This is a genomic window from Chloroherpetonaceae bacterium (genome assembly GCA_033763895.1).
GTDB lineage: Bacteria > Bacteroidota > Chlorobiia > Chlorobiales > Thermochlorobacteraceae > JANRJQ01.
On record JANRJQ010000014.1, the window covers coordinates 277,445 to 303,720 of the forward strand.

At 38.6% G+C, this 26,276-nt stretch carries 26 protein-coding genes; 20 read left to right on the top strand and 6 right to left on the bottom strand.

What is annotated here, in order from left to right:
* Positions 1 to 131 precede the first annotated feature (131 nt).
* From SFU91_14960 to SFU91_15010, 11 genes are all read left to right on the top strand, one after another.
* On the top strand, positions 132 to 1,550 hold the full coding sequence (locus SFU91_14960) for a tetratricopeptide repeat-containing sensor histidine kinase (protein ID MDX2130333.1): 1,419 nt from the start codon (positions 132 to 134) through the stop codon (positions 1,548 to 1,550).
* Positions 1,478 to 1,816 (top strand): ATP-binding protein, encoded by a 339-nt coding sequence (locus tag SFU91_14965; protein MDX2130334.1) that lies wholly within the window; start codon positions 1,478 to 1,480, stop codon positions 1,814 to 1,816. The genes SFU91_14960 and SFU91_14965 overlap by 73 nt, the downstream gene beginning before the upstream one ends.
* A gap of 227 nt (positions 1,817 to 2,043) precedes the next feature.
* Positions 2,044 to 2,970 (top strand): hypothetical protein, encoded by a 927-nt coding sequence (locus SFU91_14970; protein MDX2130335.1) that lies wholly within the window; start codon positions 2,044 to 2,046, stop codon positions 2,968 to 2,970.
* Positions 2,971 to 3,005: 35 nt separating this feature from the next.
* Positions 3,006 to 3,356 (top strand): SUMF1/EgtB/PvdO family nonheme iron enzyme, encoded by a 351-nt coding sequence (locus SFU91_14975; GenBank protein MDX2130336.1) that lies wholly within the window; start codon positions 3,006 to 3,008, stop codon positions 3,354 to 3,356.
* A gap of 524 nt (positions 3,357 to 3,880) precedes the next feature.
* Complete coding sequence (locus tag SFU91_14980; protein ID MDX2130337.1) at positions 3,881 to 4,264, top strand: VOC family protein; 384 nt, start codon at positions 3,881 to 3,883, stop codon at positions 4,262 to 4,264.
* Positions 4,265 to 4,434: 170 nt separating this feature from the next.
* On the top strand, positions 4,435 to 5,958 hold the full coding sequence (locus tag SFU91_14985; protein MDX2130338.1) for a glycosyltransferase family 39 protein: 1,524 nt from the start codon (positions 4,435 to 4,437) through the stop codon (positions 5,956 to 5,958).
* Positions 5,959 to 5,977: 19 nt separating this feature from the next.
* Entirely contained in the window at positions 5,978 to 6,838 is an 861-nt protein-coding gene (locus tag SFU91_14990) for a nucleotidyltransferase domain-containing protein (GenBank protein MDX2130339.1), read from the top strand.
* Between the two features lie 152 nt (positions 6,839 to 6,990).
* Complete coding sequence (locus SFU91_14995; protein MDX2130340.1) at positions 6,991 to 7,623, top strand: HXXEE domain-containing protein; 633 nt, start codon at positions 6,991 to 6,993, stop codon at positions 7,621 to 7,623.
* A gap of 32 nt (positions 7,624 to 7,655) precedes the next feature.
* A complete protein-coding gene (locus SFU91_15000; GenBank protein ID MDX2130341.1) occupies positions 7,656 to 9,098 on the top strand; it encodes a YdiU family protein in 1,443 nt (480 codons plus the stop codon).
* A gap of 46 nt (positions 9,099 to 9,144) precedes the next feature.
* Complete coding sequence (locus SFU91_15005) at positions 9,145 to 9,972, top strand: hypothetical protein (protein MDX2130342.1); 828 nt, start codon at positions 9,145 to 9,147, stop codon at positions 9,970 to 9,972.
* A 26-nt stretch (positions 9,973 to 9,998) separates the two neighbouring features.
* Positions 9,999 to 10,658: an NAD(P)H-binding protein gene (locus SFU91_15010; protein ID MDX2130343.1), complete on the top strand. Its 660-nt coding sequence runs from the start codon at positions 9,999 to 10,001 to the stop codon at positions 10,656 to 10,658.
* Positions 10,659 to 10,726: 68 nt separating this feature from the next.
* Here SFU91_15010 and SFU91_15015 read toward each other — a convergent pair whose 3' ends face one another.
* On the bottom strand, positions 10,727 to 10,903 hold the full coding sequence (locus SFU91_15015; protein ID MDX2130344.1) for a hypothetical protein: 177 nt from the start codon (positions 10,901 to 10,903) through the stop codon (positions 10,727 to 10,729).
* Positions 10,904 to 11,430: 527 nt separating this feature from the next.
* On the opposite strand from SFU91_15015, the gene SFU91_15020 reads away from it, so the two are divergent.
* The 3 genes from SFU91_15020 to SFU91_15030 are packed head-to-tail and all read left to right on the top strand — an operon-like array spanning position 11,431 to position 14,758.
* Positions 11,431 to 12,813, top strand: a complete 1,383-nt coding sequence (locus SFU91_15020) for a DUF262 domain-containing protein (protein MDX2130345.1) — start codon at positions 11,431 to 11,433, stop codon at positions 12,811 to 12,813.
* The gene (locus tag SFU91_15025) at positions 12,813 to 13,946 is read left to right on the top strand and encodes a DUF3696 domain-containing protein (protein ID MDX2130346.1); all 1,134 of its coding nucleotides are present in this window, start codon (positions 12,813 to 12,815) and stop codon (positions 13,944 to 13,946) included. Before SFU91_15020 ends, SFU91_15025 begins: the two co-directional genes overlap by 1 nt.
* Positions 13,943 to 14,758, top strand: a complete 816-nt coding sequence (locus SFU91_15030; protein MDX2130347.1) for a hypothetical protein — start codon at positions 13,943 to 13,945, stop codon at positions 14,756 to 14,758. Before SFU91_15025 ends, SFU91_15030 begins: the two co-directional genes overlap by 4 nt.
* A 263-nt stretch (positions 14,759 to 15,021) precedes the next feature.
* On the opposite strand, the gene SFU91_15035 is transcribed toward SFU91_15030, so the two are convergent.
* Complete coding sequence (locus SFU91_15035) at positions 15,022 to 15,966, bottom strand: SDR family oxidoreductase (protein MDX2130348.1); 945 nt, start codon at positions 15,964 to 15,966, stop codon at positions 15,022 to 15,024.
* 170 nt (positions 15,967 to 16,136) lie between these two features.
* Between SFU91_15035 and xrtK the strand changes: the two genes are divergently transcribed.
* The 4 genes from xrtK (at position 16,137) to SFU91_15055 (ending at position 20,212) form a co-directional block, all read left to right on the top strand.
* Positions 16,137 to 16,679, top strand: coding sequence for an exosortase K (gene xrtK, locus SFU91_15040; GenBank protein MDX2130349.1), 543 nt, complete (start codon positions 16,137 to 16,139; stop codon positions 16,677 to 16,679).
* Entirely contained in the window at positions 16,639 to 19,569 is a 2,931-nt protein-coding gene (locus SFU91_15045) for an MSEP-CTERM sorting domain-containing protein (protein MDX2130350.1), read from the top strand. Before xrtK ends, SFU91_15045 begins: the two co-directional genes overlap by 41 nt.
* Before the next feature lie 228 nt (positions 19,570 to 19,797).
* Positions 19,798 to 20,007, top strand: coding sequence for a hypothetical protein (locus SFU91_15050; protein MDX2130351.1), 210 nt, complete (start codon positions 19,798 to 19,800; stop codon positions 20,005 to 20,007).
* Positions 19,994 to 20,212 (top strand): type II toxin-antitoxin system PemK/MazF family toxin, encoded by a 219-nt coding sequence (locus tag SFU91_15055; protein ID MDX2130352.1) that lies wholly within the window; start codon positions 19,994 to 19,996, stop codon positions 20,210 to 20,212. Before SFU91_15050 ends, SFU91_15055 begins: the two co-directional genes overlap by 14 nt.
* A 243-nt stretch (positions 20,213 to 20,455) precedes the next feature.
* Here SFU91_15055 and SFU91_15060 read toward each other — a convergent pair whose 3' ends face one another.
* The gene (locus SFU91_15060; protein MDX2130353.1) at positions 20,456 to 21,202 is read right to left on the bottom strand and encodes a succinate dehydrogenase/fumarate reductase iron-sulfur subunit; all 747 of its coding nucleotides are present in this window, start codon (positions 21,200 to 21,202) and stop codon (positions 20,456 to 20,458) included.
* A 61-nt stretch (positions 21,203 to 21,263) separates the two neighbouring features.
* Between SFU91_15060 and SFU91_15065 the strand changes: the two genes are divergently transcribed.
* The gene (locus SFU91_15065; protein ID MDX2130354.1) at positions 21,264 to 21,512 is read left to right on the top strand and encodes a hypothetical protein; all 249 of its coding nucleotides are present in this window, start codon (positions 21,264 to 21,266) and stop codon (positions 21,510 to 21,512) included.
* Here SFU91_15065 and SFU91_15070 read toward each other — a convergent pair.
* From SFU91_15070 to SFU91_15080, 3 genes are all read right to left on the bottom strand, one after another.
* Positions 21,487 to 21,645 (bottom strand): YqaE/Pmp3 family membrane protein, encoded by a 159-nt coding sequence (locus SFU91_15070; protein MDX2130355.1) that lies wholly within the window; start codon positions 21,643 to 21,645, stop codon positions 21,487 to 21,489. The genes SFU91_15065 and SFU91_15070 overlap by 26 nt on opposite strands.
* Positions 21,646 to 21,815: 170 nt before the next feature.
* A complete protein-coding gene (locus SFU91_15075; protein MDX2130356.1) occupies positions 21,816 to 23,840 on the bottom strand; it encodes a fumarate reductase/succinate dehydrogenase flavoprotein subunit in 2,025 nt (674 codons plus the stop codon).
* Positions 23,841 to 24,302: 462 nt separating this feature from the next.
* On the bottom strand, positions 24,303 to 24,995 hold the full coding sequence (locus SFU91_15080; GenBank protein MDX2130357.1) for a succinate dehydrogenase cytochrome b subunit: 693 nt from the start codon (positions 24,993 to 24,995) through the stop codon (positions 24,303 to 24,305).
* 264 nt (positions 24,996 to 25,259) lie between these two features.
* Here SFU91_15080 and SFU91_15085 point away from each other — a divergent pair, with 264 nt between their 5' ends.
* Complete coding sequence (locus SFU91_15085; GenBank protein MDX2130358.1) at positions 25,260 to 26,012, top strand: hypothetical protein; 753 nt, start codon at positions 25,260 to 25,262, stop codon at positions 26,010 to 26,012.
* Positions 26,013 to 26,276: the final 264 nt, after the last annotated feature.

Below are 26,276 nucleotides of genomic sequence, written 5' to 3' on the forward strand. Positions count from 1 at the left end.
AAAATTCGCGCCCTAATTGCCCTTGCAAATGAATTGAATGACTTGGAATCCAACGTGCGCTTGACCTTGCAACCGAGGCTCTCACTTTAATAGGAAACCGTAAAGATTTACAAAGCGAAAAAGCCCGCGGATTGTTTCTTAAAGGCTTTGCATTTTGGCGATTGAGCGAATACCCCAACGCGTTTACCTCATTTCAATCTGCGTTGGCTTTATACCAAGGGCTAAATGACAAACAGGGTGTTGCAAGTGCACTGAATTCTATTGGTAATGTTTTTGCGATCCTCTCTGACTATCCGAACGCGCTCCAATACTATGAGCAAATCCTTGCTCTCTCCCAAGATATTGGCGATAGAACTGGCATCGCCCGTTCGTTGAATAACATAGGCAATGTTTATACCAACCTTTCCGACTATTCCGAAGCGCTTAAATTCTATCAGCGGTGCCTTGGAATTATGCAAGAAATTGACGATAAAAAAGGCATCGCCGTTTCATTGGGTAACATTGGCAATATCTATACAGCCGGTCTTAAGGATTATTCAGAAGCCCTCAAATACTATCTGCAAAGCCTCACTATACATCAAAATTTTGGAAACAAATATAGCATCGCTCTTACTCTGAATAACATCGGAAATGCTAAAAATAAACTTTCTTACTATTCGGAAGCACTCAAGTACTATTGGCAAGGTCTAGGAATTCGACATGAAATCGGTGATAAGTTGGGCATAGCCATCTCGCTTTGCGCCATTGGCTCTACTCTCTTAAAACTCGGCTCTTTTACCGAAGCCGAAAACCATCTCAACCAAGCTCTTTCCATTTCTGAAAAACTTGGTTTAAAACAATGGCGCTTTGAAATCCTCCAACCCCTTGCCGAACTTTACGAGCAAACAAGGCGATTTGAATTAGCTTACCAAACCCATCTTCGCTTTCACGAGGCAGAAAAGACGGTCTTCAACGCCAATTCCCAAAAACAAATCGCCCAACTCCAAGCCCGCTTGGAAACCGAGCAAGCCAAACGCGAGGCCGAAATCAATTCCAAAGAAGCCGAACTGCAACCTCTGAAAAATGTTGAACTTGCGGGCGCACTCGCCGAAGCAGAAACTCAAAAACAACGCGCTGAAGAAGCCAATAAACTTAAATCCGAATTGCCGGCGATTGCTGCGCATGACCTTAAAAATCCGCTTCAATCAATAATGGGTTTCGCGCAACTCCTGCCTGCGAAAGCGGACGATCCTAATGCTATTGTTAAATATTCCGAAACGATAGAGCGCAGCTCGAGTCGAATGCTTGCAATTATCAATGATTTGCTAAAAAGCATGCGTTACGAGCTCGCTACTCTTGAGCTCCAAAAACATCCCATTGATATCGGTGAATTATTAAATATGGTTGTTCAAAGTAACCTCGCTCAATTGGAGCAAAAGGAGCAACCCTGTGAATTACATATTGAGCCTGCCTGTATCGTGAAATTGATATTTCAAGAATGCAAGAGGTTTTTGATAATCTTGTTTCCAATGCAATTAAATATAGCCCCAAAGGCAGGAAAATTGGCGTAAGCTGCCAAAAGCACTCTACTGACTCGATGAAAGAATGTATCCGAATTGAAATAAAAGATGACGGACAAGGCTTGACCGAGGAGGACAAAGAAAAACTTTTCGGCAAATTTCAACGACTTTCTGCACAACCAACAGGGGGTGAAAGTTCGACGGGCTTAGGGTTATCCATTGTTAAACAGATTGTTGAAATGCACGGTGCTAAAGTTTGGGCTGAATCGGAGGGAAAGGACAAAGGGGCTACCTTCATTGTTGAATTACCAATTTAAGTGCTTTCGCAGAGTCGAATTCACGGGGATTTGGAACATCACTAGGTCATTCCTAAATGCAACTTCATTTAAAGCGCTTGTAAGTAATTAATTTCTAAGTGGCGACTGCTTTACTGAATATCAATTTTAATCTGCATTTTATAAATGCAAAATAATTCTATCTATTAAAAGGTTTTTTCTGATTTTTCTAAAGTGAACGACCGGCAATTCCAAATTAATAAAAAAAAATGAGAATATTTATTTCACAAGTCCAATTAATTATTTATGGATTATTATTCATTTCTTCGTTTTTAAGTGGCTGCTCGCCTACATCTGTAACAAAACTTGCCCTTAGCCTTCGTGACCGAAGCCCTTTAAAAATTTATTTATCAGATACTATTCCGCAAATTGAAAAAACAAGAGAACCCAAAATATTAACCGCTTTTTTTGGATTGGATAACGGCTTAACAGAACGCGCTCGGTTAATTTATAGCAACGCCCCGGGAAAAGATGGGATGCCCCTTGTATTTTCTCATGAACTTGAACCAAGTACCGTTCAAGCTTCTGATTTTGCTGTTACCACCAAAAATGGTACGGTCTTCGAAGTCGAGGCAACCAGTTTTCTTCCTGCCAATGAAGAGTTTGAACTTAGAACATTGCTATTAATCGGTGAATATGGGAGTCAATCAGATAACCCGCCGGTATCCGTAAAAATAATTGGCGACTTAATCGCAAGAACAGGGCAAAACTTTAAAGGCCAGACCATCCGTGTTATCCCCTTGGATGAAGGTCCGGTATTAAGTTATGCTGAATATTTTACTATTGATAATACTTACCCCTATATCGACAGCGGCGTAGGCTGTGATTGCCCAAAAGCAGAAACAAAACTAGTTGTAAAAGCCGTTTGGTCCGGGGGAGTTCGCGCGGTAAATGGCAAGGAACTTGGTGAACCAGAAAAGAATAATTTTATTGTCACTTTAGTTAATGGCTCCGACACGCTAATGGTATCGCCTTTTCAATTGGCAGACTTAGGGGATAATGACAATAATATTGATCTTTGCTTAAAACAAATGGGGATTCCAATCCTCATTCAAGTAAAAGAAAATACAGCGATCGGTCCTAATGATGATAAAAACCCAAAAACTCAAATTGAAATCAAAAGCCGTTGGAAATAAATCGAAAATTAACATCTACCTTATCCGGATTCCCAATGAAAATTGAAAATGATTATATAAGAGTTGGTTTGGTATTTTTATTGCTCTTAATTATTTCTTGCCAAATTGAATCACCAAGCTCAAAGGGAAAACTTGAAGTTGTTACCCATCATCAATTTCAAGAATTCGTGAAAGAAACAGGTTATGTCACAGACGCCGACAAATTTGGATGGTCAATTGTTCAAAAAGATTTATTCGATTTTTCAAAAGTCGTTGGAGCGAATTGGAGAAAACCCGATGGAAGAAATGAGCCCTTGTCTGAAGATTTACCGGTAACACAATTTAGCTATAATGATGCTATGGCTTATTGTAAGTGGTCAGGTTCTCGGCTTCCTTCATACGAATAATATTGGCAGTTAATTCAGACGGATAATAGGAGGGTTATTGAGGATAATAATGGCCCTATCTCTGCTGTAAACGAAGTAAACGTGTTAGGGAATGTTTGGGAAATTACTTTAACCGAAAAGAGCGGTAATATACGTTTAGCTGGTGGTTCGCTATTTTGTTTACCGAATACCTGTCACGGCACAGCCAAAGAACGCGAATTCTACGTGGATAAACAAACCGCAAATATCCATATCGGGTTCGCTGTTTTCCATTGAATACATTCGTTGAATGTCATCGAAATCAATCAGGAAAGGGTTTTATCAATTTAAATAACATAAATCGTTTCTTTTTTATTTATTTTCTTACGACTTAATCTTTGCCAATAACGATATCACCTTAACAATACGCCACAGAATATCGATTTTCATCTAGCCTTGCAGTTAATGTAATCAGAAAGACTTTAATTTTGGAAGAACTATATTGAACCCATTTTATCGCCTCGTCTTGAATTATCTTATCGAAATATTCTAATTTATCTATTTAAATGGACTTTTTTAAGCCAAAAAATTACAATTCGGTATCACCCTATTTTATGGTTGTCGATGCCGAGAGGTTGATTGAATTACTATCCAATATATTTGATGCTAAAATTCACCGGCGCTATGAAAAACCCGACGGTAAAATCATGCATATTGAAATTCAAATTGATGATTCTATCATTATGATGAGCCACTCTACCGTAGATTATCCATCAAATCGATATTGGATGCATGTTTATGTTCCCGATGTTGATGCCACTTTTGCAAAGGCCATTTCTTTAGGGTGCGAAATCGTTGATGAACCGCGCACGAAAGCCAACGATTCTGATCGACGAGGAACATTTAAGGATTTTGCAGGGAATATGTGGTCTGTGGCTACGCAAAATTAATTTTTGTGGTAGTAAATACCATTTGGCATTCAATTTATTCACTTTTTTCTTTATTACAAACTATTTTACTGGTTAAGCGCACAGGATTTCTTCTTTCTTTGTTTTCATTTATGATAAAATCATTCATTCATATTCATTTATAAATTTTTTGAATTATTCAAGTAAGCTTAATGAACAATCGATACTGGATATTAGCTGCCTTTATTCTTGCTAAATTTCTTTTGCAGTATTTGTTTTTCAACCCTGAATATGATTTACAGCGAGACGAATTTCTTCATCTTGATCAAGCAAACCATTTGGCTTGGGGATTTTTATCCGTACCTCCACTAACTTCTTGGATTTCCTTTATTATCAAGGCTTTAGGAAACTCAGTATTTTGGGTTCGATTTTTTCCTGCTTTGTTTGGTGCTTTGACCATTATTATTGTTTGGAAGGCAATTGAAGAATTAAAAGGAAATTTATTTGCTTTGATTTTAGGAGCTACTTGTATTTTATTCTCCAGCCTTTTACGACTCAATACACTGTATCAACCCAATTCATTTGATGTGTTAAGTTGGACAGCCTTATATTTTATTCTAATTAAATATTTTAATAGCGATAAACTGCGATGGCTTTATATCGGTAGTTTTGTTTTTGCAATCGGTTTTTTGAATAAGTATAATATCGTTTTTTTACTGATTGGTCTTGTTCCTGCAGTTTTACTCACCAATCATCGTAAAGTCTATATTCTTAAGGATTTTTATTTTGCACTATTTTTAGGATTTTTGTTCATTTTTCCAAATCTTTGGTGGCAGTACTCCAATAATTTCCCTGTTTTTATCCATTTAAGTCATCTTGCAGAAACTCAATTGGCGCATGTCAGTCGGTTAAACTTTTTAAAGGAGCAAGTTTTCTTTATTCTTGGGTCATTTCCCGTGATTGTTGCCGCTATCTACGCACTATTTTTCTACAAACCTTTTGAGAAATTCAAGCATTTTGGATACTCATTTTTCTTTACACTTATTGTTTTTGTTTATTTTAAGGCTAAAGGTTACTACGCCATAGGGCTTTATCCCATTTACATTTCATTTGGTTCTGTATTTCTTTCAGAATGGATAAAACCTGAATTGAAGAAATATTTTCAAACTGCCTTAGTTTCTATCCCAATTATTTGTTATAGTCTTTTGTTCGACATTGCCTTTTCAATAAAATCGCCGAAACATTATATCGCGAATTCTGATAAATATAAGGCTTTGGGTTTATTGCGTTGGGAAGATGGGAAAGATCATTCTCTTCCTCAAGATTTTGCCGATATGCTTGGCTGGAAAGAGTTGGCTTACAAAGTTGATAGCATTTATTCATCTTTGCCCAATAGAGAAAACACCCTTATTCTTTGCGATAATTATGGACAAGCCGGCGCAATTAATTACTATTCAAGATACAATGTTAAAGCAGTTTCTTTTAATGCAGATTATATCAATTGGTTTGATTTATCTCCAAATTATGTTAATTTTATCAGAATAAAAGAAAGTGAAGAGGTTAATTATGAGTTAACTGTTACATCTCCATACTTTAAATCTGCACGAATTTCGGGTTTTATAACAAACGAATATTCGCGTGAATTTGGCACTACGATTTTATTGTTTACTGAACCGACGATTAACATTAATGAGAGAATACAAGCAGAAATTTTGAGGAAGAAAATCAAACATTAATTTTATAATTTCATCTGAAATGAGATTACCAAATGAAAAGCAATATTTAATAGATCGCATTGTTGAGGCATTGAGAAATGTTGATGGGGTAAAAGCCATTGTTCTTGGTGGCTCTTATGCAGTGGGTATGCAATCTCAAAACTCCGATCTTGATATCGGCATTTATTATCAAGAATCTAATCCGTTTGATATTGATAAGATTAGGGTTATTGCAAACCATTTTGCTCATCAAGACCCGCCGACTGTAACTGATTTTTATGGATGGGGTCCTTGGGTGAATGGCGGTGCTTGGATTAATACGAATCTCTGTAAAGTGGATTTTATATATAAGAATATTGATCAAATTTCTCTTACCATTCAAAATGCAATAAATGGAATTTGGGAGAACAATTTTGAACAGCAGCCTCCTTATGGTTTTTCTTCAATTATTTTTTTAGCTGAGACCCATTATTGCATTCCACTTTTTGATACTGATGGTATTATTACCAAACTGAAGGATTCAGTCAAGGAATATCCTCAAAAATTAAAACGGTCTGTTATTCAACAATCGTTGTGGTCAGCTGAATTTACGATTATTCATGCTCAAAAATTTGCAGATAAGAATGATATTTACAATACCGTAGGCTGTTTAACTCGAACAACAAAATGCATAGTGACGTCTCTTTTTGCACTCAATGAACTCTATCCCTTAGGCGATAAACGAGCACTTAACATTTTAGAAAATGCGAAAACCAAGCCCGAGAATTTAACTCTTAAAATTGATAGTATTTTAAGTTGCACGAAAAACTCCTTGAGTGATAATGTTAAGAATTTGAAACTTCTATTTCAGGAAACGGTTTCATTATCTGATGGATTTTATCATCCTTCATTTAAGTTATAACTCCTTTTATTGTTTTACCGTTTTACCGTTTTTACATTAATTTGATTTTTTTTAATTCTTTAATAATCAATTGCAAATATTTAGCAATACATTGTTATTGCTCTTGTTTTGGAATTCTGTTTATAGATTCAATTTTTGTTTCAATTGTGAACATGAAATTCTTAAGTAAACATTGGTACGATTTAGCTGGTTTATTTGCTGTTTTAGCCTTAATTTTTTTATTCCAAGCCAAAGATTTTTCCACTTATGACTATATCGTTTGGCTTAGTTTGATTTCTTTATTTTTACATCAGCTTGAAGAATATCGAGTTGTAGGGACTTTCCCGGGGATGGTTAATCGTGTTATGTATAACAGTGAAATCCCCGACCGTTATCCTTTAAACGCGAAAACGGCTGTGTATGTTAATGTATTCGTTGGTTGGTTATTTTATTTTCTTGCTGCCATTTTTGGAAATTCAGCAATTTGGTTAGGTATTGCAACGATTTTAGTTTCTATTGGTAATACAATTGCCCATACATTTATTTTTAATGTTAAGGGGAAATCATATTATAACGCCGGAATGGCGACAAGTTTGACGCTGTTTCTCCCTTGTGCTATTTTCTTTTTTTTAACCATTCATAACGATCATTTGGTCACTTTAACCGATTATTTCATTGGAATTCCATTAGGAGTTATTTTGAATGTGATTGGCATCCTTAAGTTTATTGATTGGTTTGCGGATAAAAATACCCCTTATATTTTTGAACAAAGGCATCTGCTTCCCATTGATAGAATTAATAATTAGTGGATTTAAACTTTTAAGTTACTTTTCCTTAAATGCCCAATTCCAATTCTTTTCGTTTCGATAACTCCTATCTCACCCTTCCCGAGATTTTTTACAGCTTGGCGAAGCCCTCCGCATTCACGAAACCCGTACTTGTTTTGTTCAACGCCCCGCTTTCAAGCGATTTAGATCTTCATCATTTTCAACCCGAATCATTGGTTTCTTTTTTATATGAAAACCACGATTTGAATTCGTTCGCACAAGCGTATGCGGGTCATCAGTACGGGCATTTTACGATGCTTGGCGATGGCCGTGCCATCATCTTAGGCGAACATCTTACGAGCGATAACCTCCGGTTCGACATACAACTCAAAGGAAGCGGCCGCACCGCGTATTCGCGCCGTGGTGATGGCAAGGCCACATTACGCGCAATGCTACGCGAATATCTCATCAGCGAAGCAATGCATCACTTGGGCATTCCAAGTTCTCGGACGATTGCGGTGGTCAAAACCGGAGAAATGGTTTTTCGCGAATCCATTCAGCCCGGTGCGGCGGCGGTTCGTGTGATGAAAAGCCATATCCGCGTCGGCACCTTCGAATTTGCCGCACGATTCGGCACCTTGCCCGACCTCACCGCGCTCACGCTGTACACCATCCGTCGCCTTTATCCGGAACTTCTTGACGACGAAAACCCGCCGCTCAGTTTTCTCAAAAAAGTGATTCGCGTTCAACTTGCGTTGGTGGCGCAGTGGATGCGAGTTGGGTTTATTCACGGGGTGATGAATACCGATAACACGGCCATCAGTGGCGAAACTTTTGATTACGGTCCTTGCGCCTTTATGAATGTGTTTGACCCTAAAACGGTGTATAGCTCCATCGATCATCACGGCCGCTATGCGTTTGGCAATCAACCGAATATCATTCAATGGAATCTCGCGCGATTCGCTGAAGCGCTCATTCCCACCCTTCACCCCGAAAAAGATGCGGCACGGCAACTTGCTCAAGATGCCATCAATGAAGCAAACACCCTTTGGCAAGAAACCTTCACCGACACGATGCTGAAAAAAATTGGGATTGAACAAAACCAATCGAAATACGCCTCATTGATTCACGACCTTTTCAACTTGATGCACACCCATCACTTGGATTACACCAATACATTTTTGGCACTTCGCGAGCCATCGCTCTATGAAACCGCCATACAAAACAACCCGATTTTTCAGCCTTGGCTTGAATCTTGGCAAAATGCAGTAGAGGCCACTTCAACACCGGCGCGAGCCAATGAAGTGATGAGCTCGCGAAACCCCGCATTTATCCCGCGCAATCATCTGGTGGAAACGGCCTTAGATGCCGCTGAAATGGGAGATATGCATACCTTTGAACAGCTTCTTCAGGTTCTTGCCCATCCGTACGACTTTAAGCCGGAATTCGCTGAGTATTCATTGCCCTCACATCGCCAATTTGAGGAAGGTTATCGCACTTTTTGCGGGACTTAACATAGTTACTTTTGAAAAGTTGTTTATTCACAAGTAAAAATTTCTAATGAATAAAAAAATTTCTGTTGAGGATGCACTAAAGCGAGGAATAAATATGATTATTTATCCTTCGCTTATTTTAATGCTTGTTCTGTTTTGTTTATTCTTTCTTTTTTGTCTTCCATATAAGAATACAGATATAATTTGGTTACTTTTAACTTTTGTTCCAATTCTTATTCCAGCTATTTACTATTTAGTCGTGACTCCCAAATGGTTAGTTTGGGCTTTTGAAAATGTTAGAAATGTACATGAGTTGAAGAAATTAGCTATTTATCATCAATTGATTTATAAAGATGAATCATTTTGGAACAAACTTTTAATTTGGAGTGGTGAGGATAAGGAAAAATGGAATAAACTACAATCTAAGTTTTTAATTGAGGATGAACCCTATTTTGAATATGATTTTTCAATACCCTTTGAAGTAAATATAAAGTTAGAAAAATCTTCTGTATACTTAAATTTATTCTTCAGCGCTTTAATGCTAATTATTGGTTTTTATAAATTATATAATGAAAATTATTGGTCTGGTGGTTTCTTTATTATCCTTTGTATTTTTACTATTTCACAAAATTATAAATCTGTATTAGATAATAAAGTTTATATTAAGATAAATAATTTTGGTATTCAATCCATTAATACACCTTTTTATTCTTGGTCTGAGGTTTCAAACGAAAATATCTACTTTAATAAACAATCTCCATATCTTTATTTTGAGCATCCAAATGGAGTTGAACGTTTGTATATTAAGGATTTATCGAACTCTTATAGTGAGATTATGAAGTTTTTAAGGGTTTACCGTACTCGCTATCAACAAAATCATAACTTAAAAAACTAAAATTTTGGTTTGTCTTATAAATTTTTATGAAACAAGTCACACTCATCGGCGCGACAGGTCTTATCGGCGGACATTTGCTCACCGAATTGCTTCAACATCCCAGTATTGAGGCCGTTCGCGTCATTGCACGGCGTCCGCTCGAGCGTACGCATCCCAAACTTGAGGTGCGTGTGATTGATTTTTCCGATCTTGTGCAGTTTAAATCGGCGATCGAGGGCAGCAGTGCCGTATTTGTTGCGGTTGGCACCACATCGAATAAAGTGAAGGGCGATGAGGCCGAATATCGCAAGGTTGATTATGACATACCGGTGAATGCGGCGCGCTTTTGCAACGAGCTTGGATGCCCGCATTTTTCCTTGGTGTCCTCCACCGGTTCCGACTCAAAAAGTTTTAATTTTTATGCGCGGTTGAAAGGGGAGGTTGAAGATGCGGTGAAAGCGTTCCCGATTTCTTCCATTTCGATTTTCCGTCCGTCGCTGCTATTGGGAGAGCGGAAGGAATTTCGATTGGGCGAGCGAATCAGCGAAGCGGTGATGTCGCCGTTTTCATTTTTGATTCCGAATCAATACAAAGCGATTCAAGCCTCAGCGGTCGCAAAAGCGATGCTCGCGGCTGCACTGCAATTAAAGCCGGGGGTTAATGTTTATCATTATGAGGAGATTATGGCTTTGGCAAAGTCCGTCTGAAGGTGTTTTTTGATGTCATTCCGACAAGCGAAGCGCGTTCGGAATCCGGCATGCACCAAAACAGACTGTCACTTCGACTGGCTAGTACAAGCATACCGACTTGTTCGGTATCTGATATAAAACCAGCGAGTCATTCCGACTTGTCCGGAATCTGAGAAACCCAACATTGTGACGGTTGAGCCTGCGCCGCACTGAGCTTGTCGAAGTGCCGAATCCAATACAATGCCATTGAACACAGATGACACAGATTCAGATGATATTCACAGATCATCCGCGCTAATCTGCTCAATCCGCGTTATCCGTGTTCTATTTCTTTCATGACTCAGCAACTTGTTCGGCAACCGATATGCCTTACAACATTTCTTCACCTCACTTAAAATATCCCTTTCAAAATTCCTTTCCCTTTTCTAAATTCTAAAATCTTTTTTTTTGCATCGATGTAATACAATGAGCGGATTTTTTCACAAATTTTAGTTTATTTCGCATTAATAATTGAATTAGATGTTTTTATGACTAATTTTGGTCTAGGTATTGGATGTGCCTAATTAATTGTTATCCTAAACTTCGCTTTTTTTCGATAAACATCAAGTTATCCAGAATCATTGGGCTGCCTTGTATCTTTCAATCCTGTATGCCCACTTTCCATTATAACCAATGATTATAATGACAAATTATTAATTAAATCTAATTGGCATTCATAAATTATAAGAATAATTTGATTTAGAAATCAATAAACAAAAAGGTATCTTTGTAGCTAAAAATTATTATATCAATGAACTATACGGACATATATTTAAGAGTCAATGAAAATGAAGAAAGGCTTCTTCGTTTGAAAATTGACAATTCCCAAGCAACAGACGGCATAGTGGTGTTCGATTTAGCTTCCGTTGCTGACGGTCAAAATTTACTCAAACTAGAATTAAAAAATGACAAACTAACCGTTCTGAATAAGGCTATTGAGTTTGAAGAAGACATTGACCAACTCAAAGAAATTCTTGAAGAATATTTAGTTCAAAATAATCCGCATCAATTTGGTTCCGAAGACACAGAAATCGAAGAAGAAGACGATGAAACACCTTACGACCCTGACAAGATAAGGGTTGACACCAAGAATTTTTCTTTGCATCAAATCTACGATATGATAAAAAGAGAAGACATTAATCTAACTCCAGACTTTCAAAGAAACCTTGTTTGGGATAATCAAAGAAAATCAAGACTTATTGAATCAATCTTGATGAGAATTCCTTTACCAATGTTTTACTTTGCCCAAGATGATGAAGGAAGAATATCAGTAGTTGATGGATTACAGCGACTAAGCACCATCAGAGATTTTATGGACAACAAATTTCAACTCCGAAAACTTGAATATTTGGGTGATAAATGTGACGGAAAAGTTTACACACATAAAAACCCCAAAAAAGCAATTGATGCAAAATATTACCGTTGGTTCAATATGACTCAAATTACGGTGAATGTAATTGACCCTTCTTCCCCATTCAAATTGAAGTATGATATTTTCAGAAGAATCAATACAGGTGGTCAACCACTAAATGCTCAGGAAATTAGAAACTGTTTATCCAGTGATGACCTACGAAAAGCCCTTAGAGAAATGGCTAATCTGCCAAGTTTCAAAGAAGCAACAGGGTATAGCATAAAAGATGTGCGAATGGAAGCACAGGAATTAGCTTTACGTTTTATAATGTTTTACAGAAAGTATGCTGCTGATAAAACGCTAAATAATTACAGCGGAAACATAGAATCTGAACTGAATTCATTGACAGAAACTTTGAGCAAGGACAAAAAATTTGATTACTCAAAGTATGTAAATCTCTTTGACAATGCAATGAAGAACGCTTACCATTTATTCGGCAGATACTCCTTTAGAAAATGTAAAGTTGAACATATCAATTCAGACGCATACCGCCAGTTAATTAACAAAGCATTATTTGTAAGTTGGAGTGTATTGTTGAGTGAAATCGAATCTATTAAATTGAAATCATCAAATCAATTTGAATCATTTGCTATGAATTTAGCTGAAAAGGTTTCTAATGAAACAGAATTGTTTTTGTATCTATCATACAGCACAAACTCTAAAGCAAATATTCAAGCAGCATTTAAGGCTGCCGAACAATTAATCAGCAATAATTTGAAATAATGAATCATTTAAAAATTAATCAATTCAAATGCTTTGTTGATACTGATATAAATATCAATCAACTTACAGTAATGGCGGGAGCAAATGGTAATGGCAAAAGCACCGCAATTCAAGCATTACTCTATTTTAGAAGAACCATAGAGCATTGTGGAGAATGGATAAACGGGCAATACCAATTGAATAAAATAAATGGGTTAAATGTTCAACTTAATGGAGCATATTGTTTAGCTCTCGGAAACAGCAGTTTTGTCTTGAATAGAAATGCTGAATTAAATCAAATTACCATTGGTCTATTCAATGAACAGGAAGAAGTAACTGTAACTTATAATGTAGACAACAGAGATGCTAAACTTTATTTGACACCCAATGTAATCAACAAAACTGATGTTGCTAATTTTCCTATATTTAACCAAGAGTTTTATTACTTAAGTGCAGAACGATTTGGCCCTAGAATTAATCAACAATTACAATTTTTTGATTATCCAAATGCTGGTTGGCAAGGTGAAACAACAGCCCAATTAATCGGTTTAGAGAATGGCTATTTTAAAATTGAAAATGAAAGACGATTTGGCGAAACACAAACTAACTTTCTTATAGACCAAGTAAACAATTGGCTTGACTTCATAATGAAAGGCGTAAAAGTTAGAGTTGAAACAAGTCCAAATACATTGACGGCACAAGTGTTAATTGAAAATCAATTTACTATTTCAGACCCAACTCTTTCAACTAATTTGGGTTTTGGAATTAGCTATATTCTACCAATTATTGCAACTGGCTTAATTGCCAAAAAAGGTAGTTATTTTGTTATTGAAAATCCAGAAGCCCACTTGCATCCATCTGCACAATCAAGAGTTGGCAGATTTTTAGCTATGGTGGCAAGTTCAGGAGTAAATGTAATTATAGAAACACACAGTGACCATTTGATTAATGGTCTTCAAATAGCTGTTGCAGAGAAGAAGATTTCTAATAACGCTGTTACAATAAACTTTTTCAGTCATAAAGAAAAAAGCATTCAACCTGATGTTCAACCAATTTCAATTACAGAAAAGGGAGAGTTGACGGTTTGGCCAAGTGGATTTTTTGATCAAACTCAAATTGATTTTGCTTACTTATTTAATTTAAGGAAAGGATGAACAACTTTTATCTATTCAAAGATGCCTTAAATACAGCAACACTTGGTGATTTTGAAAACGGTATCAAATCGTTAAATGAAGTTGTTGCGAAAAGGAATACACAGACTGATAATCTTATTCGTTATGAAGATTTCTGGATGCAAAGTTGCGTTCACGGAGTTTTTTATGAATTACCTCTGAGTCTTACCAATGAGTATAAGGGTTTAGTTGTTAAGTTGTTTAATTCATTTTCTCCCATCGCATTTGATATACCCAACGAAGCTGATTTTGATATTCTTTACAATAATGACTGTAACGGTTTTAAAGGGTTTGACTTTACATTAACGGCAATACTTCCAAATAGACAAATAGCAAATTTAGTTAGTTTCAATGAATTTAAATTTAATTGTGCGAAACAAGTTGCTTACAAATCAATTCAAAATTATTGGGACAATAGAGATATTCTTTTTCCAAACCTTATTTTTTGTGATAGAGTATTGGAGCAAATTCGGCATCTTTCTGTAAATGATGACCGTTTTGGATTAATAGACCAAAAGCTTAAGCGACTTAACTTGTTTACTGGAACTTGGAAACACGGTAATTTTGATTATTCAAATTTGGGATTGGATAATTCCCCTGATACTCCTACTCGTATAACTAATTCACTTGCATTAAGAACTTTCAATTGTCCGGGCATTGGAGACCGTGTATTTAGTCTTCATATTAAATGGTATTTTGGTGGTGAACCCTTTAGGTTATATTACTTCCCAAACAATTCAAATAGAAAAGTTTATATCGGCTATATAGGCCCAAAAGCTGATATAGGATTTTGAATTATTTTCAACCACTCATAATGTTAAACACATTAATAGAATTATTTTGACTGAATGATTAATTGAGACCGCTGGCTATAGTACAAATTTTCGCAATGGGTTAGACGTCGTTAATTTAAATTTTGTGTTTATGTCATCTTTAGTGATAGACTGACCGTAAAGTGCCTCGAAATCCCCTCTCAGGAGCAATTGCCAAGTAACATTCAGCCAGAATACTTTTCACACCGTCGATTAGCGGTTTTGCTTTAGTCTGTATTCTTTTTTCACCCCACCAACAATTTCCCCCCATACTTCTTCTCATACGCTTCGGTGATATAGGCTTCGAGGGTCATCATGTCTTCGGTGATGCCCAAGAGGCGTTTGGGTTCGGTCATGTCGCAGGCCATTGAGTCGTAGCTGAAGTCGAGCAGGTGAACAAGGCCCCACGCTTGCTCATAAAAAGGCTTAATCATTTCGGCAAGGATTCGCGTTGGGGTGAGCGGGATGTGCATCGGCAAAACCGATTTCCCTTCAACCTTTTCACGCACGCGCGACCACTCGGCAATCAGATCATCGAATGTCATTATTCTCCCGCCACCGATTTCCAACGTCTTTCCAAAACACGCCGCATTACCCACCGCCGCCGCATACATTTTCGCAACATCTTGCTCGGCAAGCATTTGTGTGGTGGATTTTCCATCGCCCAGAATGGGAAACATATTCGTGGCTTCCACAAATGGGGCGCCGCGGTAATAGAGTTCGTAAAAAAAGCCGCACGGTCGGAAGATGGTGTAGGTAAGGCCGGAGTCGCGCAGTTTTTCTTCCGTCATGAGCTTTGCCCATACAAAGCTGTAGCCAAGCGCATTTTTTGGAAAGAGCGTTGAAGTGAAAATAAATTGCTTCACCGCGTTTGCTTTTGCGGCATCGATGAGGTTCATCTGCCCGAAGTGCTCGGCATTCCCGCGCGATTCCGCCGTTCGGTCTTGCCCGGCGCTCACGGCACTAATCACCACATCGATGCCTGTCGTCGCTTCCAAAAGCGACGCTTTATCCATTATGTTGCCAAACACGGCCTCGAATTCGGGCAAGCCCTCGGCCATTGCCTTTTCAAGTTTCTCTTTCGATTCAGGTCGCACAAGCCCGCGAACCCGAAGCCCCTTTGCGCTTAAGCGCGGAATAAGCTCTTTCCCCAAAACGCCCGTAGCGCCTACAATTAAGACGGATTGCATGTTTAACTCCTCTCGTTCTGTTTCTTTAAATATGTTGATTAAATCCCAATAATTTGCTCTTCTAATTGCTTAATTCTTCTCTGTTGAAGGTCGTTTTGGACGAGTATAGGGGAATATTTGCACCCTTAAATGTCAACTTCACTCGATATCTTTGAGAATAAAAATACTTTATGAAAAAGCTCCTCATTATTTATGTTCTTCTCGCAGCCATTATTTTCGTTGGGTTTAAGTATTTCTTTAAATATGCAGCGTGTGAAGACATGCTCTTTCTACTTTCTCCGGTAAATTTTCTTGTGAGTATTCTATCAGGGTCAGAGTCGATTTACTCTTCTACTTATGGTTACTTTCATCCCAGATTGAATATTACTATCGAAAAGGGATGCTCTGCTTATAACTTTTTCATGATGCTTTTTCTCCTGTGCGTGTATCATTATTCAAAGCTGATTAAAGGCTTTTATAACATTTTTCTCTTTAACATTCTCTCTCTTTTAATTGCGTATGTTGTGGTTATACTTGCAAATACCGCAAGAATATTATCTCGGATTCATTTCAACTCAACGCCTTTGGTTTCTCAATTTCAAAATCCATTACTTATTCATGAAGCAATTGGTATCATTAATTTTTTCTTTTTTTTGATAGCCTTGAACTTCATACTAATAAAAATCATTGATTATGAAAAACCAACTTCATCCCGCGCTATTCTTCATACTTAGTATTTTCCCTGTTGCCATATTTATTTATTTCTTTCTTTCCGATCTTGTTTCTGTTCATCATCAGTTATCACGATATGCACTCGTAACGTGGATTGGGTTGATTGGCTTCTTATTGGGTATCATTATATATTCTTCTTTTCATTTATATAAAAGAATTCGAGAAAAATCGTTTTTTCACTTAAATGACGCTTTTTCGATATTTGTTTTACATTCTGCATTTATCATTTCCTATTTTGTTCTTTTCAGTCTTTTTACCCCGTCAACTCCTATTTTCGATTTTATCCCAAATAAGCTTTCTTTTATATGCCTAATCCTTTTATCTCCGGGTGCTTTCGCCGGTTTTGTGATATTTTCAATTTTAACTGAAAGAACAGATAAACTTCCTTTTTCATCGTCTTGGCTACTTAGATTATTTATTTTACCTACTATTTTTTATGTTTCTTTCGTCATTATTTTTCCTCTTATAATCTCACAATTAAAGTTGCTTGGTTTTTGGTTTAATGATACGAATCCCTTTTTTAATGGAATTGAAGTAACGGCATTTATTTTTCATTTTGGTTTAATATTTTTGGGCTTAATTTTTGTTTATTTGCTTTTTCTTTTTGTTCGCTTCGTTTATTTTAGAGTTTTTGAAAATAATGAGCGTTCTTTAATCAATTCTTCACTCTTTCGCTTATTTTTCACCCTTCTTTTACCTATCTTTGGTTTATACCTTAATAACTACATATTCTCAAACCACTCTTATGATGATTCGTTTTCTAATCATTCAGGAATGTTTGGCAATTTTAATCATGTAGGATTTTACTTTTTAGCAACTCTTACCGGAATTATCCTTACATTCTCTTCATTTATTCCTCCTAGTTGGACTTTTTTCAGATTTTTGCTCCTCTCAATTACTTTTTCTTATACCTTATACTTTACTTTGGTATTTCTTCCACTAATCCCGCTTGCTGCATTAGCCATCTTAGCCTTTGGTTTGGGCGGTTTGATGTTTGTTCCATTTGTATTATTCATAATACACTCTTTTCAACTATTTCAAGATTACCGCTTTCTCAGAACTAATTATTCTACTCGCTTTTTATCGCTACTTTATTTCTTTTCCCTATTCATTATTCCACTTATTATTTTTGCTTCAAGTTTCCGAGAGAAAGCAAAATTTGATGAAGCATTTGAATATGTTCTAAATCCTATTGAAGGGAAAGAGTATGCGCTCGATTTAGATAAACTTTACCCCTATTTTCGGGAAGTTCTTGAGTTTGGTTCACGAGATAGAAACTCATTTTATTCTAATAAATCCATTCCTATTATTGAATCAGTTCAATCTTATTTAATTTTCGGTCATACATCATTATTCGATAATCGATTTAGTTTCGTTTATTCTGCTTTATATGGCTCTTCTCATGATAAAATATTTTCCCCGTTAAATGAAAATCCTGCGGCTGTAAAACCCACTATAATTGGCTCTTTAGTTAGTTCCGAATATGACTCGGTGAATGGTTATTGGAAAAGTTGGGTTCATTTGGAAATTCAAGGTGACGAAAGGCTTGGTATGAGCGAGTATCAAACCTCTTTTCATTTACCAGACGGCGCATTAATTTCAAATTATTACCTTGATGTCAATGATCGGAGAAAATACGGACTACTTACCGAGCGAAAAGCTGCTTTATTGATTTACAAGGGCATTTTAAGACAGATGCAAGACCCGGGTGTCATTTATATGAATTCTCCTAATTCTTATTCTCTTCGTGTTTTTCCATTTTCAAAATCTGAAATTCGTCGGACGGGTTTCCAAATTTGTCATAAAGAGCCATTCTCTTTTCAAATTGACCAATTAAATATTCAGCTCGCGTCTTCATCTAATTTACCACAAAATCCAATTGAGTTCTCAAATGGAATTTATATTCCTCCATCATATAAAGTTCAATTACCAAAAGTAAATCGATCTCCTTATTTTCATTTTGCCATTGACTGTTCGCGAAATGCAGAATTTATTCTTAAATCGAGTATTCAAGCAATTGATTCCCTACTATCAGCCTATCCCGAATTAGTTCCGAATTCTAAGGTATCATTTGTTGGTTATAAAGTAGAGACTTATGATTTAAGCCAAGTATATGATATTAAGAATAAAGTCCTACTAAAAAATCCTACCTTTGAAGGTGGGTTTTTCTTAGATCGATTAATTAAATCCATTGAGAAAAATTCTATTCAAAACCCGTCTTCTGATAAGTATCCTATTCTTGTTCCACTTACCCGAAATTTTTATAATTCAGTAATATCAAATAGTTATCCATTGTACAAACAACTATTTCCTGAGGCCCCATCATTATTTTTCCATATTCCGGGTAGGCCTTTAGCTGAATATAGTCTTGCGCGCGATTTTCAGTTGGTAAATAGGGAGTGTTTCCCTATTCATTTAGTTAATCGAAGTGTTTATGTTTATAGTAGCCCAAGCCAAGTTTCATACTTTTTGGATGATAAAAAGGAAGGATCGCTCATATTTTTTCCCAATACTCCGCTTTTAGAAAATCATTTATCTCATAATATTTGGGAAGCGGGACTGCAACTTGCTGCATTTTCGGCTTACCTCGAAAATAATAATTCATTCCTTTCAACAGATTGGCATAAAGCTGTGTATTTTTCCGTCACAAAGTCACTTTTAACTTGTTACACCACTTTTATTGTTGTTGAAACAGATGCACAGCAAGCGGAATTGCTCCGTAAACAGAATGAATTGCTTAGTGGAAATTGGTATCACAGTGATGATATGGATCCTATGAGTATGGATGAACCGCTCGTTTTCGAATTTCTTTCTTTCATTTTATCGCTGCTTCTGTTTGGGGTTGCGGCCTATAAACTTTATGTGATGCATCACTTACGAGGGATAAAGTAGCATATAGAAAAACCGAATCAAGAAAATTCATAAGTTCGTTTCTTGATTCGGTTTACTATTTTACACCCCAAGCAATTTAGCGGGGTGCGGCAAAAATTGTGATTCTGAGGTCATGAAAACAATTTTTACCTTTTCCTCTTTTTTGGATTTCAGTAAATAGATTAACTTTCATTTTTGAAAATCCTTAAAATATTTCCTCTTTTTCTACAAAAATTTTATTCGAAGAATATGACGATTCACCTCAATATCGACGAGCATCAAGAAAAGTCGCTTTCTTTAATGGCAAAAAAGCAAGGAATATCTCTTCATGCGTTCATTGAAGAATTGCTTAACAGCTATATTTCAGAAAAGCAAGAAACACTTGATTTGATGAGGCTTTCTGAGCAATCGTTCAAGGAATGGGATAACGAAGCCGATTCCATTTATGATCGATTGTAATAAAGGCGACATCGTTCTTGTACCCTTCCCATTTACGGATTTATCCGCCATAAAACGCCGCCCTGCGCTCATTCTCTCACCGGAAACTTACAATCAAAGCGGCGATGTGGTTATCGCGTTCATTACCAGTAATTTAGAAACACCAAAACGGTTTGGTGACTATTTTATTCAAGAATGGAAAGCGGATTACCTAAGCCTTCATTAATTCGAATGAAATTCGCTACGATTAATCATACGATCATCATCAAAAAAATAGGCAAGTTGCAACAGAGCGATTTGGTAGAATTTGAAAAGATTCTCATAGATTTTTTTAGAGGTTAGTTTGCTTAATCCGTCCAAGAAAATCACATTCTATTTCATTTTGGTTTGAAGCAATTGTTGACAAACTCTAAACGAAACCCTTTTCAGCTAAATTAAAGAGAGACTCTCCCGCATTCCTTTGAGCGACTTACACCCCAAGCAATTGCGCCGTATTGTATTCCCAATTCATCCGTGCGATATTCAGCACCGAAACGCCCATTGGGCATTCGGCTTCGCAGGCTTCAGTATTGGTGCAGTGGCCAAAGCCTTCCTTATCCATTTGTTCAACCATTGCCGTAACGCGCTTTGCCGCTTCAACCTTGCCTTGAGGCAATTTTGCCAAATGCGTGATTTTCGCCGAGGTGAATAGCGCAGCACTGCCGTTTTTGCATGTCGCAACGCAGGCTCCGCAGCCTATGCACGCTGCAGAATCGAAGGCTGATTCGGCGACCTCGTGAGAAATTAAAATGTTATTGGCTTCAGGTGCCGAGCCGGTGCTCGCGGAGATGAATCCGCCCACGGCGATAATGCGGTCAAACCCAGAACGGTCAACACGCAAGTCTTTTCGAATCGGAAATCCTTTTGCGCGAAAAGGCTCAATGTTGATATGATCGCCATCGTTGAACGAACGCAAGTGCAATTGACATGTAGTTATCCCGCTGATAGGCCCGTGCGCTTGGCCGTTGATCATCATTCCGCACTGTCCGCAAATGCCCTCGCGGCAATCGTGATCAAATACTACAGGCCTTTCCCCTTTCTTCACCAATTGAATATTAAGCGCATCGAGCATTTCGAGGAAAGACATATCGGGTTCCATTTTTTCAAGGGTGTAGTCCTTGAATTCCCCTTGCGCTTCCGGGTGAGCTTGTCGCCAAATTTTAAGATGTAGCTTCATTGTTACTCCTTTTACTTCTACTTCAAAAACAAATTCAATTTTCTCTTTTGGTCAAGTCGGGTTGATTGAGCTTGTCGAAATTAACCCGATGGTTGTCGTGCTCACGGTGGTTTCAACCCTTCAACCACTTCATTTTGTGCGTGCTGAAATTCTGAGATTTCTCGCTTCACTCGAAATGACTTGGTTACTGTATGTTGCAAACGACTCGGTGGTTTCGACAAGCCGTGGCCACCTCAATTCTTCGCGCGCTGGAATGAAATATTATTGTCTCGATTTTTCTTATGTCAATCCTTTTGCTTATTCAAAATAATAAGCGCTGCGATCACACCCGGAACCCAACCGCAAAGCGTAAGAATAAACACAATCACAAAACTCCCACAGCCTTTATCGACCACAGCAAGCGGCGGAAATATTATTGAGAGGATGACTCTGATGAGACTCATTTTACTTGAATGGCTATCTTTTTTTCAATTCGATCGGTGGATTCTTCACTTCATCCCCTTCGTTTTGGTACGTGCTGAAATTCTGAGATTTCTCGCTCCGCTCGAAATGACTTGGTTACTGTATGTTGCAAACGACTCGGTGGTTTCGACAAGCTCAACCACCTCGAATTTTACTTATACGACCGTTCAGCGAGTTTCACCGCTTCGAACTCGAGCGACTCGCGATGCAGAATCGGTCCGTTACCTTTATTCCACTCCCACGCTGAAATAAAGCGATAGCTGTCATCATTGCGCTTGGCTTCGCCTTCGCCGGTTTGGAATTCATCGCGGAAATGCGCCCCACACGATTCTTCACGCGTAAGGGCATCGAAGCACATCAGTTCACCAATTTCAAAGTAATCCGCCACGCGCCCCGCTTTTTCCAATTCCACATTCATTGTATCCGGATTTTCAGGAACCATCAAGCGGGTATAGAATTCGTCTTTGAGTTTTCGAATCTCGCGAATCGCGGTTTCAAGCCCTACGCGGTTGCGCGAAAGTCCGCAGTAGTTATACAGCAGCTTCCCGAGTTCCTTATGAAATTCTTCCGCCGTTTTATCGCCTTTGATTGCGACAAACCGATTTAATTGCGCGCGAACTGCCGCCTCAGCTTCATCAAACACGGGATCTTTCGTGCTCACCAAAGGCGTCTTCAATTGTTTCGAGAGAAAATTGGGAAGCGTGTATGGCAGAATGAAGTAGCCATCCACGGAGGCTTGCAAGAGTGAATTGGCGCCTAATCGGTTTGCGCCGTGGTCGGCAAAGTTGGCTTCTCCGGCGGCGAAAAGGCCGGGGATGGTGGTTTGCAAATCGTAATCGACCCACAAGCCACCCATCGTAAAATGTGCTGAAGGTGAAATCTTCATCGGCTCTTCATACGCATCGATGCCGGTGATTTTGCGGTACATATCAAAGAGATTTCCATACTTTTCGGCAATCTTCTTTTTGCCTTGCGCTTTAATGGCGGCGGAGAAATCGAGATAAACGGCATTCTTTTGCGGCCCTACACCAAAGCCGGCATCAATGCGCTCTTTTGCGGCACGCGATGAAATATCGCGCGGGGCAAGATTACCAAACGAGGGATATCGCCGCTCGAGATAATAGTCGCGGTCTTCTTCCGGAATTTGATTCGGATGTCGGCTTTCATCCTTTTTCTTCGGGACCCAAATTCGCCCGTCATTCCGAAGCGATTCAGACATTAATGTAAGTTTCGATTGATGTTCACCCATTTGCGGCAGCGATGTCGGGTGGAATTGAATCCAACTCGGCGAAGCCATAAACGCGCCCTTTTTGTGCGCTCGCCAAATCGCCGAAGCATTGCAACCCATTGCAAGCGTAGAGAGGTAGTAGATTTTTCCGTATCCGCCGGTCGCCAATATGACGGCGTGCGCCGCGTGCCGCTCGATTTCACCGGTAATCAAATTGCGAGCAATCACCCCAACGGCACGACCATCGGAGAGGACGAGATCGAGCATTTCATGACTGTGATTCAATTTCACTGTGCCCGCACCGACTTGTCGCATCAGGGCTTGATAGGCACCGAGCAATAATTGCTGTCCGGTTTGCCCGCGGGCATAAAAGGTACGGCTGACTTGCACACCGCCGAAAGAACGGTTATTGAGATAGCCGCCGTATTCGCGAGCGAAGGGCACGCCTTGCGCCACAGCTTGATCGATGAGCAGCTGCGAGCACTCGGCAAGCCGATACACATTGGCTTCGCGGGCGCGGAAGTCGCCGCCCTTGAGTGTATCGTAAAACATTCGAAAAATGCTATCGCCATCGTTCTTATAATTTTTGCAGGCGTTCACACCGCCTTGAGCGGCCACGCTGTGCGCGCGCCGCGGGGAGTCTTGAAAGCAGAAGGATGTGACATTGTACCCCATTTCCCCAAGCGAGGCCGCGGCAGAAGCGCCGGCGAGTCCGGTACCGATGACAATGACATTGAGTTTTTTTCGATTAGCGGGGCTGACAAGTCCGGCGTGGTCTTTAAAGTATTGCCACTTTTTTTCCAAGTCGCCGGGCGGAATTTGCGCGGCAATCGGTTTGCCTTCGGTGATTCCGAATTCCGGATATTTTAATTCGAGCGGGGTGTTTTCGCGAAGTGCTTCAATAGAAGCCTTGCGTTCTACGGTTTCGGGTGTATTTAATGCGGCCACGGTGTACTCCTCCTGTGGTTTAGTGTTTTGGCAATGCTTTGCCGTTCAAAGTGTCCTTTTTTTCTTGGTGGTTGAGCTTGTCGAAACCACCGTCAATAACCCTTTCATGTCATTCCCGCAAGTCGCTACTGCGACGCGTCGGGAATCGGTGTGCCCTACATGTCATTCCGGCTTGTCCGGAATCTGCGAGCCCTTCATCTTTATGGTGGTTGAGCCAGTCGAAACCACCTTACAATTTTTCTTTTCTCTTGGTGCTCTTTGTGGCTTTTCTCTGCGTCCTCCGTGTTATTGAATTACAAACACAAAGTTCACAAAGGAAGAACTCAAAGGACACTGAGAATTAATCAATTAAAAAAAAAGACATAGCGACTTTTTCATACAATTTTCTCATCACCTCTGTGGTTTTGATAAGCCGAGGCTACTTCTAATTGCCTCGTGCAGGATTACACAGTCCTTAACTTCCTATTTCACCTGCAAAAACGAGAGCACCTTCTCTTGATGCTGAACAAAGAAGACATAAATCGGAATGATGGTGAAGCCGCCGGCAATGATGACGGTATAGGCCACGCCGGCGAATTTCACGGCATTGACATACTTAGGATGATATAGCCCCAAGGTTCGCACTGCGCTGTAAACGCCGTGCAAAAGATGATATCCCATTGCAATCATCGAGACGACATAAAGCACCACATACCAACCGTTGGCGAATAAATTCACAACCGCGCTGTATAAATCCTTTCGACCCCACGCATCAAGTGGCATTGCGGTGAACTTGTAGTAATACCAGAAGTTTTGGAAGTGAACCACAATGAACACAAAGAGAACCGTCCCTAAAACGCCCATCGAGCGGCTATACCACGGGCTGACTTTACTGCGGCTATCGTGCGTGTAATTTCCGCCCGATTTGCGATTGTAAATCGTAATGACCACGGCATAAATGGCATGCGCCAAAATGCTGAGATACAGCACAATCGAGACCACTTTAATCAGTGGGTTACCGGAAAGCAGTTGAGAATAGGCGTTGAATTGTTCTTGCGCGTGTTCTTTTGGCAAGAAGAGTTGAAGGTTTCCAAGGAGATGAATCACAAGGAAAACACAGAGGAAGAGACCCGTAAGGGCCATTACGAGTTTGCGAAGAAGCGTCAGCTGAATCATACTACGGTGCTGATAAGTTGGCAATGCGCGCCCGCATTGTCTCCGCTAAAAAGTCGGGAAAAGGGACATTCTGAAACGGGTGTTAGACTTCGCAAGGAAATCGCACAATGATTTCAGGTTCATTTTTAACAGAGAAGAAAATTACTTCATAACTGCTATAAACGTACGGAAATGGATTGGGGTGTGCAAGTTTGTTTTTTGCTTTTCAAAATTGATTAACAATTATTACATTAAATAATCTCGATTAACAAAACATTTCCACCTATGACCTGCACACCACGACAATTAGAGAAGATAGAAGAATTACGCTGTAAAAATCCTTTAAGCGAAACCCAACCTTTTCCTACAAAAGGAAAGCTAAAAGCCAACATGAATCTTTCCCTTAGAGACTTAAAACAAAGACTTAAACAAAGTGGTGGGAAAGAAGTCCGAGCTTACATATTAAAGACTTTTGATTGGAAAGGAGAAACTCTTATTCAATATGGTTCAGGACCTAACTTTCAGGGAGGATTGATTACACTTTCTACATGTAAGCATCACATGCGAACTTATTATTCATCAACTGATTGGGTCGGTAATTGGGTTTTAGGCAAAATGAAAAAGAGTGTTGGTGAAAATGCTTTATTTTATTTGATGAAAGTAGCTCACGCTTATGATTCACAATATGACTATTGGCAAAGTTTAGATGAAAACGTAAAGAAAGCAAAAAACTCGCGTTATAATATCCTTGGCGATGCATTTGAACCTAAACGAGATGTATTATCCGGAAATGCGAGATATACCCCTAATAATTATTACAAACCCCATACTAAACACTCACACTATAACGGGTGGGAAAATGATATTGAATATAAAAGCAGAACTCGTTATACATCAATTTTAGTTGGTGATGTTAATAATAGTTTTCTTTGGACAAGCCCCAAGATATATTTTCATTCAAACAAGAATAACACAAGAGGGGACAACAAATGTTCTATGGATGAATTTATTGATTGTCTTTTCAATACGCCACTTTAATCCAATATTTAAATTGACATGTTTTTTTTGCTTGTTTACATGATAGAAGCTAAAAAAACGAGTTAAAAGCAATTGATTTCTTTTGCGGTGCTGGGGGTTTTTCTGAAGGATTCAGGCAGATGGGATATGAGATATTTTATAGTTTTGACTATTGGAAACCTGCCATAGACACTTTTAATTAAAATTTTTAATCTAAACTGTGAAATAAAGAATATATTAGATTTTAAATATTTAATTGATGAAATTGAAAATTTACCGAAAACA

Coding starts and splice junctions, on each gene's coding strand:
- SFU91_14965 (MDX2130334.1), top strand. CDS start 1,478: ATGCAAGAGGTTTTTGATAATCTTGTTTCCAATGCAATTAAATATAGC.
- SFU91_14970 (MDX2130335.1), top strand. CDS start 2,044: ATGAGAATATTTATTTCACAAGTCCAATTAATTATTTATGGATTATTA.
- SFU91_14975 (MDX2130336.1), top strand. CDS start 3,006: ATGAAAATTGAAAATGATTATATAAGAGTTGGTTTGGTATTTTTATTG.
- SFU91_14980 (MDX2130337.1), top strand. CDS start 3,881: ATGGACTTTTTTAAGCCAAAAAATTACAATTCGGTATCACCCTATTTT.
- SFU91_14985 (MDX2130338.1), top strand. CDS start 4,435: ATGAACAATCGATACTGGATATTAGCTGCCTTTATTCTTGCTAAATTT.
- SFU91_14990 (MDX2130339.1), top strand. CDS start 5,978: ATGAGATTACCAAATGAAAAGCAATATTTAATAGATCGCATTGTTGAG.
- SFU91_14995 (MDX2130340.1), top strand. CDS start 6,991: ATGAAATTCTTAAGTAAACATTGGTACGATTTAGCTGGTTTATTTGCT.
- SFU91_15000 (MDX2130341.1), top strand. CDS start 7,656: ATGCCCAATTCCAATTCTTTTCGTTTCGATAACTCCTATCTCACCCTT.
- SFU91_15005 (MDX2130342.1), top strand. CDS start 9,145: ATGAATAAAAAAATTTCTGTTGAGGATGCACTAAAGCGAGGAATAAAT.
- SFU91_15010 (MDX2130343.1), top strand. CDS start 9,999: ATGAAACAAGTCACACTCATCGGCGCGACAGGTCTTATCGGCGGACAT.
- SFU91_15020 (MDX2130345.1), top strand. CDS start 11,431: ATGAACTATACGGACATATATTTAAGAGTCAATGAAAATGAAGAAAGG.
- SFU91_15025 (MDX2130346.1), top strand. CDS start 12,813: ATGAATCATTTAAAAATTAATCAATTCAAATGCTTTGTTGATACTGAT.
- SFU91_15030 (MDX2130347.1), top strand. CDS start 13,943: ATGAACAACTTTTATCTATTCAAAGATGCCTTAAATACAGCAACACTT.
- SFU91_15035 (MDX2130348.1), bottom strand. CDS start 15,966: ATGCAATCCGTCTTAATTGTAGGCGCTACGGGCGTTTTGGGGAAAGAG.
- xrtK (MDX2130349.1), top strand. CDS start 16,137: ATGAAAAAGCTCCTCATTATTTATGTTCTTCTCGCAGCCATTATTTTC.
- SFU91_15045 (MDX2130350.1), top strand. CDS start 16,639: ATGAAAAACCAACTTCATCCCGCGCTATTCTTCATACTTAGTATTTTC.
- SFU91_15050 (MDX2130351.1), top strand. CDS start 19,798: ATGACGATTCACCTCAATATCGACGAGCATCAAGAAAAGTCGCTTTCT.
- SFU91_15055 (MDX2130352.1), top strand. CDS start 19,994: ATGATCGATTGTAATAAAGGCGACATCGTTCTTGTACCCTTCCCATTT.
- SFU91_15060 (MDX2130353.1), bottom strand. CDS start 21,202: ATGAAGCTACATCTTAAAATTTGGCGACAAGCTCACCCGGAAGCGCAA.
- SFU91_15070 (MDX2130355.1), bottom strand. CDS start 21,645: ATGAGTCTCATCAGAGTCATCCTCTCAATAATATTTCCGCCGCTTGCT.
- SFU91_15080 (MDX2130357.1), bottom strand. CDS start 24,995: ATGATTCAGCTGACGCTTCTTCGCAAACTCGTAATGGCCCTTACGGGT.
- SFU91_15085 (MDX2130358.1), top strand. CDS start 25,260: ATGACCTGCACACCACGACAATTAGAGAAGATAGAAGAATTACGCTGT.